At 59.3% G+C, this 13,260-nt stretch carries 14 protein-coding genes; 9 read left to right on the plus strand and 5 right to left on the minus strand.

Features of this window, described 5'->3' with window-relative positions; translation table 11 throughout:
* The first annotated feature begins 15 nt into the window (after positions 1-15).
* The 5 genes from BOP96_RS10925 (at position 16) to BOP96_RS10945 (ending at position 5,300) form a co-directional block, all read left to right on the plus strand.
* The gene (locus BOP96_RS10925; protein WP_003193765.1) at positions 16-924 is read left to right on the plus strand and encodes a carbohydrate ABC transporter permease; all 909 of its coding nucleotides are present in this window, start codon (positions 16-18) and stop codon (positions 922-924) included.
* Positions 917-1,762: a carbohydrate ABC transporter permease gene (locus tag BOP96_RS10930; RefSeq protein WP_003193763.1), complete on the plus strand. Its 846-nt coding sequence runs from the start codon at positions 917-919 to the stop codon at positions 1,760-1,762. The genes BOP96_RS10925 and BOP96_RS10930 overlap by 8 nt, the downstream gene beginning before the upstream one ends.
* 2 nt (positions 1,763-1,764) lie before the next feature.
* The gene (locus BOP96_RS10935) at positions 1,765-2,925 is read left to right on the plus strand and encodes an ABC transporter ATP-binding protein (RefSeq protein WP_014719666.1); all 1,161 of its coding nucleotides are present in this window, start codon (positions 1,765-1,767) and stop codon (positions 2,923-2,925) included.
* A gap of 85 nt (positions 2,926-3,010) precedes the next feature.
* A complete protein-coding gene (locus BOP96_RS10940; RefSeq protein ID WP_003193760.1) occupies positions 3,011-4,357 on the plus strand; it encodes a carbohydrate porin in 1,347 nt (448 codons plus the stop codon).
* A gap of 97 nt (positions 4,358-4,454) precedes the next feature.
* Positions 4,455-5,300, plus strand: a complete 846-nt coding sequence (locus BOP96_RS10945; protein WP_060766950.1) for a D-hexose-6-phosphate mutarotase — start codon at positions 4,455-4,457, stop codon at positions 5,298-5,300.
* Between the two features lie 113 nt (positions 5,301-5,413).
* Here BOP96_RS10945 and BOP96_RS10950 read toward each other — a convergent pair whose 3' ends face one another.
* Positions 5,414-6,274, minus strand: a complete 861-nt coding sequence (locus tag BOP96_RS10950; protein WP_169856377.1) for a MurR/RpiR family transcriptional regulator — start codon at positions 6,272-6,274, stop codon at positions 5,414-5,416.
* A 220-nt stretch (positions 6,275-6,494) separates the two neighbouring features.
* Between BOP96_RS10950 and zwf the strand changes: the two genes are divergently transcribed.
* The 3 genes from zwf to BOP96_RS10965 are packed head-to-tail and all read left to right on the plus strand — an operon-like array spanning position 6,495 to position 9,344.
* Positions 6,495-7,961 carry a glucose-6-phosphate dehydrogenase gene (zwf, locus tag BOP96_RS10955; protein WP_014719663.1) on the plus strand — a complete coding sequence of 489 codons (1,467 nt, stop codon included), beginning with the start codon at positions 6,495-6,497 and terminating at the stop codon, positions 7,959-7,961.
* Positions 7,948-8,661: a 6-phosphogluconolactonase gene (pgl, locus tag BOP96_RS10960; protein WP_073452673.1), complete on the plus strand. Its 714-nt coding sequence runs from the start codon at positions 7,948-7,950 to the stop codon at positions 8,659-8,661. Before zwf ends, pgl begins: the two co-directional genes overlap by 14 nt.
* Before the next feature lie 17 nt (positions 8,662-8,678).
* A complete protein-coding gene (locus BOP96_RS10965; RefSeq protein ID WP_019819350.1) occupies positions 8,679-9,344 on the plus strand; it encodes a bifunctional 4-hydroxy-2-oxoglutarate aldolase/2-dehydro-3-deoxy-phosphogluconate aldolase in 666 nt (221 codons plus the stop codon).
* A gap of 205 nt (positions 9,345-9,549) precedes the next feature.
* Here the strand turns inward: BOP96_RS10965 and BOP96_RS10970 are convergent, their stop codons facing one another.
* Together BOP96_RS10970 and BOP96_RS10975 are read right to left on the minus strand one after the other, a co-directional pair.
* On the minus strand, positions 9,550-10,725 hold the full coding sequence (locus tag BOP96_RS10970; RefSeq protein ID WP_019819348.1) for an aminotransferase class V-fold PLP-dependent enzyme: 1,176 nt from the start codon (positions 10,723-10,725) through the stop codon (positions 9,550-9,552).
* Between the two features lie 10 nt (positions 10,726-10,735).
* Positions 10,736-10,972, minus strand: coding sequence for a DUF3820 family protein (locus BOP96_RS10975; protein WP_003193750.1), 237 nt, complete (start codon positions 10,970-10,972; stop codon positions 10,736-10,738).
* Between the two features lie 204 nt (positions 10,973-11,176).
* On the opposite strand from BOP96_RS10975, the gene BOP96_RS10980 reads away from it, so the two are divergent.
* A complete protein-coding gene (locus BOP96_RS10980; protein ID WP_014719659.1) occupies positions 11,177-11,644 on the plus strand; it encodes a ferritin-like domain-containing protein in 468 nt (155 codons plus the stop codon).
* 136 nt (positions 11,645-11,780) lie between these two features.
* On the opposite strand, the gene BOP96_RS10985 is transcribed toward BOP96_RS10980, so the two are convergent.
* The gene (locus tag BOP96_RS10985) at positions 11,781-12,251 is read right to left on the minus strand and encodes a MaoC family dehydratase (RefSeq protein WP_003193747.1); all 471 of its coding nucleotides are present in this window, start codon (positions 12,249-12,251) and stop codon (positions 11,781-11,783) included.
* 56 nt (positions 12,252-12,307) lie between these two features.
* Positions 12,308-13,252, minus strand: a complete 945-nt coding sequence (locus tag BOP96_RS10990) for an alpha/beta hydrolase (protein ID WP_032902770.1) — start codon at positions 13,250-13,252, stop codon at positions 12,308-12,310.
* Positions 13,253-13,260 lie beyond the last annotated feature (8 nt).

A 13,260-nucleotide genomic window follows, 5' to 3' on the forward strand; every position in this document is an offset into this window, starting at 1 on the left:
GTACTGGATTTTCCCATGAGTTCTGTTGCTGTGTTCAGCAAGGCCTCGCCATTCGATGTGCTGCAGCGCTGGCTCCCTAAACTGGTGCTGGCGCCGAGCATGTTCATCGTGCTGGTGGGCTTTTATGGCTACATCCTGTGGACGTTCGTGCTGTCGTTCACCACCTCGACCTTCCTGCCCAGCTACAAATGGGCGGGCCTGGCGCAGTATCAGCGGCTGTTCGACAACGACCGCTGGTGGGTGGCGAGCAAGAACCTGGCCGTGTTCGGTGGCATGTTCATCGGTATCACCCTGGTGATCGGCGTGCTGCTGGCGATTTTCCTCGACCAGAAAATCCGCCGCGAAGGCTTTATCCGCACCATTTACCTGTACCCGATGGCGCTCTCCATGATCGTCACCGGTACCGCCTGGAAATGGTTGCTCAACCCGGGCATGGGCCTGGACAAACTCCTGCGGGACTGGGGCTGGGAAGGCTTCCGTCTCGATTGGCTGATCGACCCGGACCGCGTGGTCTACTGCCTGGTGATTGCCGCTGTGTGGCAAGCCTCCGGCTTTATCATGGCGATGTTCCTCGCTGGCCTGCGCGGTGTTGATCAGTCGATCATCCGCGCTGCGCAGATCGACGGCGCGAGCCTGCCGCGTATCTACTGGAGCGTGGTGCTGCCCAGCCTGCGTCCGGTGTTCTTCAGTGCGGTGATGATCCTGGCGCACATTGCGATCAAGAGCTTCGACCTGGTGGCGGCAATGACCGCAGGTGGCCCGGGCTATTCGTCCGACCTGCCGGCGATGTTCATGTACTCGTTCACCTTCAGTCGCGGCCAGATGGGCATGGGCTCGGCCAGTGCAATCCTGATGCTCGGTGCGATCCTCGCGATCATCGTGCCGTACCTGTATTCCGAGCTGAGGACCAAGCGTAATGACTAGTCTCGCCGCCAAACCTGCCATCAGCCTGAGCCGCATCGCGATCTACGCGGTGCTGATCCTGGCGGTGCTGCTGTACCTGGTGCCGCTGGTGGTAATGCTGCTCACCAGCTTCAAGACCCCGGAAGACATCAGCACCGGTAACCTGCTGAGCTGGCCCACCGTGGTCAGCGGCATCGGCTGGGTGAAAGCCTGGGCCACCGTGGATGGCTACTTCTGGAACTCGATCAAGATCACCGTTCCTGCTGTGCTGATCTCTACCGCTATCGGCGCCTTGAACGGCTACGTGCTGTCGTTCTGGCGCTTCCGCGGTTCGCAGCTGTTCTTTGGCCTGTTGCTGTTCGGCTGCTTCCTGCCGTTCCAGACCGTGTTGCTGCCCGCGTCGTTCACCCTCGGCAAGATGGGCCTGGCCAGCACCACCACCGGCCTGGTGTTTATCCACGTGGTCTACGGCCTGGCGTTCACCACGCTGTTCTTCCGTAACTACTACGTGAGCATCCCGGATGCGCTGATCAAGGCAGCACGCCTGGACGGAGCGGGGTTCTTCACCATCTTCCGCCGGATCATCCTGCCGATGTCGACGCCGATCATCATGGTCTGCCTGATCTGGCAGTTCACCCAGATCTGGAACGACTTCCTGTTCGGCGTGGTGTTCTCCAGTGGCGACTCCCAGCCCATCACGGTGGCGCTGAACAACCTGGTCAACACCAGTACCGGGGCCAAGGAATATAACGTGGATATGGCGGCGGCGATGATCGCCGGGCTGCCGACCCTGCTGGTCTATGTGATCGCAGGCAAGTATTTCGTGCGCGGCCTTACGGCTGGCGCGGTCAAGGGGTAATCATGGCTACGCTTGAACTTCGCAATGTAAACAAGACTTATGGCGCCGGCCTGCCCGACACCTTGAAGAACATCGAACTGTCGATCAAGGAAGGCGAGTTCCTCATCCTGGTCGGCCCGTCGGGCTGTGGTAAATCCACGCTGATGAACTGCATCGCTGGCCTTGAGACCATCACCGGCGGCGCGATCATGATCGGTGATCAAGACGTGAGCGGCATGAGCCCCAAGGACCGTGACATCGCCATGGTGTTCCAGTCCTACGCGCTGTACCCGACCATGAGCGTGCGCGAGAACATCGAGTTCGGCCTCAAGATCCGCAAGATGCCGCAAGCCGACATCGACGCCGAAGTGGCGCGCGTGGCCAAGTTGCTGCAGATCGAACACCTGCTCAACCGCAAGCCGGGCCAGTTGTCCGGTGGCCAGCAACAGCGCGTGGCCATGGGCCGTGCCCTGGCGCGCCGGCCGAAGATCTACCTGTTCGACGAACCGCTGTCTAACCTCGACGCCAAGCTGCGCGTCGAGATGCGTACCGAAATGAAGCTGATGCACCAGCGTCTGAAAACCACCACCGTCTACGTGACCCACGACCAGATCGAAGCGATGACCCTGGGCGACAAAGTGGCGGTGATGAAGGACGGGATCATCCAGCAATTCGGCACGCCAAAAGAAATTTACAACGACCCTGCCAACCTGTTTGTGGCAAGCTTTATCGGTTCACCACCGATGAACTTCGTTCCCATGCGCCTAAAACGCCAGAACGGTGATCTGGTGGCGGTGCTCGACAGCGGCCAGGCCCGTTGCGAGTTGGCGTTGGGCATGAATGACGCCGGGCTGGAAGACCGCGATGTGATCCTGGGCCTGCGCCCGGAGCAGATCGTGCTGGCAGCGGGCGAGGGTAATGGCTCGTCGAGCATTCGTGCCGAAGTCCAGGTCACCGAGCCGACCGGCCCGGACACCCTGGTGTTTGTGCAGCTCAACGACACCAAGGTCTGCTGCCGTTTGGCGCCGGACGTGGCACCGCAAGTGGGCGAGACCCTGACCTTGCAGTTCGACCCGGCCAAGGTATTGCTGTTTGACGCCAAGACCGGTGAGCGGTTGGGCGCAGTGGCTTCATTGCCGGCACAGGGGCATGCCGACAATGTGACCCAGTTCAAGGGCCGTTAAGCAAGATAAGTGATTGTTTTAATTAAAAAATGTAACCCGCGTTAGATAAAAACAGTTTAATAACAATAAAGACGAGGATGTAGGGATGAAAAAGCAACACAACAACACCCGGCTGATCTGCCAACTGTCAGCGGCAGCAGCCCTTGTATTGTCCGCCAATGCGATGGCGGCCGATGCATTCAGCGCTGATTCCAAGTGGATGACCGGCGATTGGGGCGGCGAGCGTACCAAGCTGATCGAGCAAGGTATCGACATCAAGGCCGACTACGTGGGCGAGATGGGCTACAACGCCCACGGCGGCTACAACGACGACAAGACCGGTCGTTACTCCGACCAGTTCGGTCTGGGCGTGGCACTGGACCTGCAAAAACTGTGGGGCTGGGATAACACCCAGGCCAAGATCCAGTTGACCAACCGTAATGGCCAGAACATCTCCAATGACCGCATTGGCGACCCGCGTGCCGGCACCTTGAGTTCCTCGCAAGAAGTGTATGGCCGTGGCCACATGGTGCGTTTGACCCAGTTCTGGATTCAGCACCAGATGTTCGACAACAAGCTGGACGTGAAGCTCGGTTACTTCGGTGAAGGCGAAGACTTCAACACCTTCCCTTGCGACTTCCAGAACCTGTCGTTCTGCGGCTCCCAGGTCGGTAACTACGTCAATACCTGGTACAACTGGCCGGTCGCCCAGGCCGCTATCCGCGTGAAATACAACATCACGCCTGAGCTGTATGCGCAAATCGGTGCCTACAACCAGAACCCGTCGCAGCTGGAGCACGGCAACGGCTTCAAACTCAGCGGCAGTGGTACCAAGGGCACCGTGATTCCGGTGGAATTGGTCTGGTCGCCGAAGGTTAATAACCTGCCGGGCGAATACCGTGTGGGTTTCTATAAAAGTGCGGCCGATGCTCCGGATGTACGTGAAGACGTCAACGGTAACGATGCGGTCCTCAGCGGCGCCGACTTCCGTACCCGCAGCAGCAAGAAAGGCTACTGGTTCGTTGCGCAACAGCAACTCACCACCCATAACGGCGACGCTTCCCGTGGTTTGAACATTGCCGCCAACGCGACCTTCCATGACAAGGAAACCAACCTGGTCGACAACTACCAGTCGTTGATGCTCGTGTACAAAGGCCCATTCGACGCGCGTCCAAAAGATGACGTCGGCATTGGCGTCGCTCGCCTGCATGTCAACAATGATGTGAAGAAAAACTCGGAGCTGCTCAACGACGCCAGGGGCGTGAGCGACTACGACAATCCGCTGTACACGCCGATTCGTGAGACTGAGTACAACGTCGAACTCAACTACGGTTTCCACGTCACCAACTGGCTGACTGTGCGTCCGAACCTGCAGTACGTTGTCCAGCCTGGCGGCGTGGATAAAGTCGACAACGCGCTGGTAGCGGGCCTGAAAATTCAGTCTACGTTCTAACGCTGTTGCGATAAGCTCCTCTCTCTGTGCGCATTTGCGGGTAGCCATGGCTATCCGCTTTTTTTTGCGTGGCACTGTGATATTCGGGACCTGGCACATGCACGAGCAACCGCTGCAACGCTTTTTCAAATCCCTGCGCGAGCGTCCGGTGTTCGCCTGGGAGCGCTTTCAGATGCGCGATGTGTTGGTGATCGACCATCCGCTGTGCCAGGCGGTGTTCAGTCGCCAGGGTGCGCAATTGCTGCACTTTCAACCCACCGGCCAAAAGCCGTGGCTGTGGTGTGCCGCCAAATGGCCGCAAGTCGGGGCTATCCGTGGTGGCGTACCGGTGTGCTGGCCGTGGTATGGCCGTCACCCCAGCGAAAATGCCTGGCCTTCCCACGGTTGGGCCCGCTTGATCGACTGGAAACTGCTCGACAGCAGCACTGACGATGACGGCGTGCGCCTGCACTGGCAATTGCAACTGTGCGACTGGCAGGTGGACTTGCACGCACACTTGGGCGAAACCCTGGAACTGCGCCTGAGCACCGAGCATCACGACGAGCTGCCGTGCCAGTTGAGCCATGCATTGCACGCTTACTGGCGTATTGGTCACGTTGACGAGGTAGCGCTGTCTGGGCTCGAAGGGGCGCAGGGTTATGACCAGCTCAATCGCCAGGTTTGCCAGCAGGAAGGTGAATTGCGGGTCGATGGCGGATGCCAGCGGGTGTTCCAGCATGAGGGCGAACTGCAGCTCAAGGACCGCGCCTGGCAGCGTGAACTGTGCATCGATACCGGCGACAGCGCCGACACGGTGGTGTGGCACCCGGGGAGCCGGCCGCTGTTGGGCGTGAGCTTTAACGAAGCGTCGGGGTTTGTGTGTGTGGAGGCGGCGATGGCGGCGGCGAGCCTGGCGCCGGGGGAGAGGGCGCATTTGAGTTTGCAGGCCAGGGCAGGGGTTTAGCGGTGTGGCTGATGGCGCTATCGCAGGCAAGCCAGCTCCCACAGGGGAATGCATTCCAAATGTGGGAGCTGGCTTGCCTGCGATAGCGCCGGTACTGCTGGTAGAGCTGCCTGCTAGTTGAACTCATCCCCCACCGGATATCGGCTGTCATTCAAGCTCTCTTTGATCTTGCGCAAATGCGGCTGGAAATCCACTCCGCGACGCAGGGTCATACCCGTTGCCAACACGTCCAATACCGTCAATTGGATAATCCGAGAAGTCATCGGCATGTAGATATCCGTGTCTTCCGGCAGCGGGATGTTCAGGCTCACCGTACTGGCTTTGGCCAGCGGCGAGTTTTCGGCGGTCACGCCCAGCACTGACGCACCGTTTTCCCGAGCGATACGCGCCACTTCCACCAGTTCGCGGGTACGACCGGTGTAGGAAATGATCACGAACAACTCACCGGTGTGCGCCACCGAGGCGATCATGCGTTGCATCAGCACGTCGGCGTGGGCGGTCACTGCCAGGTTGAAGCGGAAGAACTTGTGCAACGCATCCATGGCCACCGGGGCTGAAGCGCCGAGGCCAAAGAAGTGGATCTGCCGTGCCTGGATCAACAAGTCCACGGCCTTGCTGATCAGCGCCGGGTCCAGGGCCTGGCAGGCACTGTCCAAGGAGGCAATGGCGCTGCCAAAGATCTTCTGGGTGTAGGCCTCGGGGTTATCATCGGCCTCCACGGCGCGGCTGACATACGCGGCGCCACTGGCCAGGCTTTGCGCCAACTGCAATTTGAGTTCAGGGTAACCGCTGACACCGAACGAACGGCAGAAGCGGTTGACCGTCGGTTCACTGACCGAGGCGGCCTGGGCGAGGGCGGCGATCGAGAAGCGTGTGGCCTGCTGCGGGTTGAGCAGGATCACTTCAGCGACTTTGCGCTCGGCCTTGTTCAATTCTTCGAGGCGGTTCCGGATCTGTTCCAGAAGATTTCGCACGCGGTCCATTCAGTCTTTCCTTCGGGCGACGATGCAAATAAAAAGGCGGTAACCAATCGATGAGTGGCTTTTCGCGGTGGCCTATCCTACTGAGGGTAGCTGAACACCACCACTCGCAATGCGTATTTCGGGAAAATGTTGTGGTTATTACTACATTTTTCCTTGAGTGATGCCTTGAAAAAAGGTATTTGTAGCTTAACTTGATAAAAGAACAAACATCATGCCTTCGATAACCGTGGAACCCTGCACCTTTGCCCTGTTTGGCGCCTTGGGTGATCTGGCGCTGCGCAAGTTATTTCCTGCCCTTTATCAACTCGATGGCGCCGGGTTGCTGCACGACGACACACGCATCCTGGCCCTGGCCCGTGAAGCCGGCTCCGAGCAGCAACACCTGGCCCATATCGAAAAAGAATTGCGTAAATACGTCGGTAAGGAACTCGACGAGGCCGTGGCCCAGCGTTTCCTCGCGCGCCTTTCGTATGTGCATGTCGACTTCATGAAGGCTGACGACTACGTTGCCCTAGCCGAAAAAGCCGGCAGCGATCAACGCCTGATTGCCTACTTCGCCACCCCGGCGGCGGTGTACGGCGCGATCTGCGAAAACCTGTCCAAGGTTGGCCTGGCGGAAAATACCCGCGTAGTGCTGGAAAAACCCATCGGTTCGGACCTGGAGTCATCGCGCAAGGTCAACGACGCCGTGGCGCAGTTTTTCCCGGAAAACCGCACCTACCGCATCGACCACTACCTGGGCAAAGAGACGGTGCAGAACCTGATTGCCCTGCGTTTCGCCAACAGCCTGTTCGAAACCCAGTGGAACCAGAACTATATTTCCCACGTGGAAATCACCGTGGCCGAGCAGGTCGGCATCGAAGGCCGTTGGGGTTACTTCGACAAGGCCGGCCAGCTGCGCGACATGATCCAGAACCACCTGTTGCAGCTGCTGTGCCTGATTGCCATGGACCCGCCGGCCGACCTGTCCGCCGACAGCATCCGTGACGAGAAGGTCAAGGTGCTCAAGGCCCTGGCGCCGATCAGCCCCGAAGGCCTGACCACCCAAGTAGTCCGTGGCCAGTACATCGCCGGCTACAGCGCTGGTAAAGCCGTGCCGGGTTACCTGGAAGAAGACAATTCCAACACCCAGAGCGACACCGAAACCTTCGTCGCCCTGCGTGCCGATATCCGCAACTGGCGTTGGGCCGGGGTGCCGTTCTACCTGCGTACCGGCAAGCGCATGCCGCAAAAGCTGTCGCAGATCGTCATCCATTTCAAGGAACCATCCCACTATATCTTCGCCCCCGAGCAGCGCTTGCAGATCAGCAACAAGCTGATCATCCGCCTGCAGCCGGACGAAGGTATTTCCTTGCGTGTGATGACCAAGGAACAGGGCCTGGACAAAGGCATGCAACTGCGCAGCGGGCCACTGCAATTGAATTTTTCCGACACCTATCGCAGCGCACGCATCCCCGATGCCTACGAGCGATTGTTGCTGGAAGTGATGCGCGGCAATCAGAACCTGTTTGTTCGCAAAGATGAAATCGAAGCCGCGTGGAAGTGGTGTGACCAGTTGATCGCCGGGTGGAAAAAATCCGGTGATGCGCCTAAGCCGTATGCGGCGGGGTCCTGGGGGCCGATGAGCTCCATTGCACTGATTACGCGGGATGGGAGGTCGTGGTATGGCGATATCTGAATTGAAACTGCCTCAGGGCGTCACTGCCCATGAGTACCGTACGCCTGCGCTGCTGGCCGATGGCCTGGCCAATGACGTGGCCGAACAACTGCGCGCGGCCATCAGTGCCCGTGGCGAGGCGACGTTGGTGTTGTCCGGTGGCCGCAGCCCCGTGGCGTTTTTCCAGAACCTGGCCAAGCAGGGCCTGGACTGGTCCAAGGTCACCATCACCCTGGCCGATGAGCGCTGGGTGCCGGTCGAACACGCCGACAGCAATGCCGGCCTGTTGAAGCAACACTTGCTGCAAGGCCCGGCGGCCAAGGCGAAGTTCTTGAGCCTGTACAGCCCTGCCGCCAACCTTGAAGACGCTGCCGAGCAGGCCGATCGCCTGCTGGCCGAGCTGCCTGCCATTGATGTGTTGGTGCTGGGCATGGGCGATGACGGTCACACCGCCTCGCTGTTCCCCAACAGTCCCAACCTGGCTGAAGCCCTGAAGCCCGACGGTACCCGCCGTTGCTGGCCGATGCTGGCACCGACCGTGCCGCACCAGCGCCTGACCATGAGTCGCGCGCTGTTGGCGACGGCCAACTACACCGTGCTGTCGATTTCCGGCAGTTCGAAATTGACTACCTTGAGCGCCGCCCTGGCCAGCAACGATGTTGCTGCCATGCCGATTCGCGCGTTTTTGCAACCTACTCTAGAGATTTACTGGTGCCCATGAGCCAAGGATCAGCCGCTATGAAAAGCCCCCAATCGACCGTGTCCATGGCGGATAAAGTTGCCTTGATCGACAGCCTCTGCGCCAAGGCGCGGATCCTGCCGGTGATCACCATCGCCCGCGAACAGGACATCCTGCCGTTGGCCGACGCCCTGGCCGCTGGCGGTTTGACCGCGCTGGAAGTGACCCTGCGTTCCGAGTTCGGCCTCAAGGCCATTCAGGTCTTGCGCGAGCAACGTCCTGAGCTGTGCACCGGTGCCGGTACCGTGCTCGATCGTCACATGCTCGAAGCGGCCGAAGTGGCGGGCTCGCAATTTATCGTCACCCCTGGCATCACCCGCGACCTGCTGGAAGCCTCGGTGCACAGCCCGATCCCGCTGCTGCCGGGCATCAGCAACGCCTCCGGCATCATGGAAGGCTACGGCCTGGGTTATCGCCGCTTCAAACTATTCCCGGCTGAAGTCAGCGGTGGTGTTGCTGCCATCAAGGCGCTCGGCGGCCCGTTCGGCGAAGTCAAATTCTGCCCGACTGGCGGTGTTGGCCCAGCCAACATCAAGAGCTACATGGCGTTGAAAAACGTGATGTGCGTGGGGGGCAGCTGGATGCTGGATCCGGAGTGGGTCAAGAACGGCGACTGGGCGCGTATCCAGGAAGTCACTGCCCAGGCGCTGGCGCTGCTGGACTGAACGGATTTATCGAATCGTTGTTGCTGTGCTTAACGGCATTTTTGCGGCGCACTTGGTCGGTGTGCCGCTTTTTTTTGCCTGTAGAAAAACCTCAAGCACATCGCCGCTCTGAAGGTGGGAGCTGGCTTGCCTGCGATAGCCATTTATCAGTTAGCCCATCTTTGGCTGCTACACCGTTATCGCAGGCAAGCCCGCTCCCACAGTTTTAAACGGTGTTTAGTTTGGTGATCGCGTGGACTAGCGCATTGATGTCCGCCGCCGACGTCACCAGCCCCGGCGTCACCCGGATACAGGTGCCAAACGCTGCCCCCGTGCGCGTAGTGGTGAACAGGCCGTGCTCCTTGAGCAACCTGTCCACCATCGCCTGCTGATCACGCCCGATAAACTTGAAGGCGGTGATCCCGCAATACAGTCGCGGGTCATCCGAAGTCAGCACTTCGATCCCCGCCAACGGCCGCACCTGGTTCACCCACAGGTTGCGCAGGTAATTGACGCGTGCGCCCTTGGCTGCAGCGCCCCCCAATTGTCGATGCTCTTCAAACACCAGAGGCAAGGTCATCAGCGCCGGAAAGTTCGGCGTGCTGTAGGACGTACGCGCTCGCACATCGGTGGCTGGGTAATGGAACTCGCCCATATCCGGGTCGATATCGGCCAGGCGCTCCGGTGCGATGTACAAAAAGCCCAGGGTCAACGGCGCGCCGATCCACTTGTGCAGGTTGAAGCCTGCGAACTGAATGCCCAGTTCGGCCAGGTTGAATTCGATCTGGCCCAAGGCGTGGGCGCCGTCGAGGATCACGTCGATTCCTCGTTCGCGCGCTGCCTTGGCAATGGCCGCAACCGGCATGACCAGGCCCGTACGGTGGGTCACATGGGTCAAGGCCATTAATTTCAGGCGCGGGTACTGCACAAACGCATCGTGATAAGTCTGCACCAAGCTGTCGAAACGGGCCGGGTGGGTGTGGGCCACCTCTATGACTTCCACGCCGCGAGTCGCTGCCAGCCAGCGCATGGCGCCTTTGACTGTGTCGTATTCCAGATCAGTGATCAGCACCTGGTCGCCCGGTTGCAGGCGGTTGTAGTTGCGGATCAGCGACTGCAAGGCTTCGGTGGCGTTACGGGTGAAAGCGACCGACTCGGGGTCGACAGCAATCAACCCGGCCAACTGGCGGCGTATCTCGTTGTTTTCACCCTGTTCAAAACGCTGGCGCACATGCACAGCGTTGCTGCGGTTGATAAAGCTGATGTGCTCAAGGTATTGGGCCTGCACCGCCCGGCTCATGCGCCCGAAGTAGCCGTTTTCCAGGTTGATCGGGCCGGGCTCGCACTCGTAACGCTGAGCGATGGCCTGCCAGTGCGCTTCGTTATCGGCATTCCTCGGCATGGTGGGTCTCCTAGTGGCGGGGGGCGGGTCTGCCGTGTTTGGCGCGCAGTGGCTCAAGCAATTCGGACAGACCGTTGTGGTCGATTTCCTGCATCAAGGCCAGCAAACCGCCCAGCTCCCCGTGGGGGAAACCTTCGCGGGCGAACCAATTCAGGTAGGGCCCAGGCAAGTCGGCAATGATCCGGCCTTTGTATTTGCCGAAGGGCATTTGGCGGGTGATGAGCAGTTCGAGTTTTTCGGGATTCATGAGCGTCGCAGGGTTGAGGCCAGGCTTTCGAAAATACAGGCATTCTGCATGAAGGCCAAATGACAGATCATGCAAATAACCAAGATACAGATGGTTCAATAATTCGTAACTTATTGAAATAAAACGTAAAAATAATTTTTGAAAACCTGGCACGGGCGCTGCAATAACCAAGGCAACCTTCTAACCCGTACAAGGAATTGAAAAATGACTGATATCAACAAAGAATCGATCTCCGTACTGAACGACCTGATCGAGACCAGCATCGACGGCCAAAAGGGTTTCAAGGAATGCGCTGAAGACATCAAGCATCCAGAACTCAAGGCCCTGTTTGCCAAACGCTCCGCTGATTGCGCGACAGCCGCTGCTGAACTGAAAACTGCTGTGCGTGCCTTGGGTGGCGATCCTGAAGATTCCGGCAGCATGGCTGGCGCCCTGCACCGTGGCTGGGTCGACGTGAAGTCGATGGTCACTGGCAAGGACGAAGAGGCCGTATTGAACGAAGCCGAGCGCGGTGAAGACCACGCATTGAAGGCTTACCGTGAAGCGATCGAGAAGATCAACAAACACAACCTGGTGGGCATTCGTGACTTGGTTGAGCGTCAGTACCACGGTGTACAGCGCAATCACGACCAGGTAAAAGCCCTGCGTAACCAGGCCCGCGCTCAGTCGTAAGACCTACGCTGGGCTTAGTGTGGGAGCGGGCTTGCCCGCGAAAGCGGTGGATCAGTCACGGTTGTATTGACTGACACACCGCATTCGCGGGCAAGCCCGCTCCCACATTTGTTTTACGCAAAGGCTGGAATGTAGATCAGCCAATACTGATCGGCGGTAGCTCGGTCAAGGTCACCACTTGCTGCTTACGTGGCGCCAGAATTTCCGCCTCGCCATCGACGACCAACTCATCACGCTGGTTGAACACCCGAGTGGCAATGCGCACGCGAAACTTCGGCAGTTTCTCGAGGATTTCCAAGCGCACGGTCAATGTGTCGCCGATCTTTACCGGCTTCTGGAAGGTCATCTGCTGGCCGATGTAAATCGTGCCCGGCCCAGGCAACTCACAAGCCACCGCCGCGCTGATCAGCGCACCGCTGAACATGCCGTGGGCAATCCGCTCCTTGAACATGGTTGCCTTGGCGTATTCAGCATCCAGGTGCACCGGGTTGTGGTCGCCGGACATGGCGGCGAACAACTGGATATCACGCTCTTCGACGGTTTTGCTGAAGCTGGCGGTCTGGCCTACTTCGAGCGCTTCGTACGGGGTGTTGGTTACCTGGGTCATCTAAAGGTGCATCCTGTGGCTTATCGATAATTAATCGGCTGATTTTAAAGCAAAAACTATTCGCAGCGGGTGGGCCTGCGCAACGCCAGCGCCTGGTCGAGCCAGGCCAGCAGGTCGGCGGTGACTTCATCGCGGTTGGTTTCGTTGAACACTTCATGGCGCGCCTGCGGGTAGAGCGTCAATTGCACGTCCTGGCAACCGGCTTCACGCAGGGCGTGGGCCAGGTCCTTGAGACGCTTGCCTTCACTCACCGGATCACAATCGCCGCCCATCACCAGGATCGGCAGGCCAGGATCGATCTGCGCCAGGTTGGAGACTTTGCTGATCTGCTGCAAGCCGCCCAGCAGGTCGATCCACAGTTGATTGGTGCAACGAAAGCCACAGAGTGGGTCGTTGATGTAGTTATCCACTTCAACCGGGTCGCGGCTGAGCCAGTCGAATTTGGTGCGGTTGGGCTTGAAGGCTTTGTTGAATGAGCCGAACGACAGGAAGTCGATCAACGCACTGCGCCCTCGCAGGCCTTGGCGCGCTCGCTCGATGCGCGCGATGATTTGCGCTGCACGGTAGAGGGCCACCGGCTGGAAATTCGAGCCGCTGAGTATTGCGCCATGCAAGCTGGCACTGTGATGCAGCAAGTACGCCTGGGAGATATAGCTGCCCATGCTGTGGCCCAGCAGGATGATCGGCAGCCCGGGATGCTGTTGGCCGATGTGCTGATTGAGGCTGGCCAGATCGCCCACTACTTTGTTCCAGCCATCCGTTTCAGCATATAGCCCAATAGTGCCGGCCTCTGCAGTGCGGCCATGCCCGCGCTGGTCCAGCGCATACACACCCAGGCCTGCTGCACACAATGCCTGCGCCAGGCGCGCATAGCGGCCGCCATGCTCGGCCATGCCATGGGAGATCATCACCACGGCCCTGGGTGGCCCGTCGGGCAGCCATTGGTTGACGTACAGACGGGTGTGGTCGTTCGCGGTCAGCCAGAAGGTGCTGTGGTTCATGGCGGCTT

Origin of the sequence: Pseudomonas sp. FSL W5-0203, assembly GCF_001896155.1 — a bacterium.
GTDB classification, from domain to species: Bacteria; Pseudomonadota; Gammaproteobacteria; order Pseudomonadales; family Pseudomonadaceae; genus Aquipseudomonas; species Aquipseudomonas paracarnis.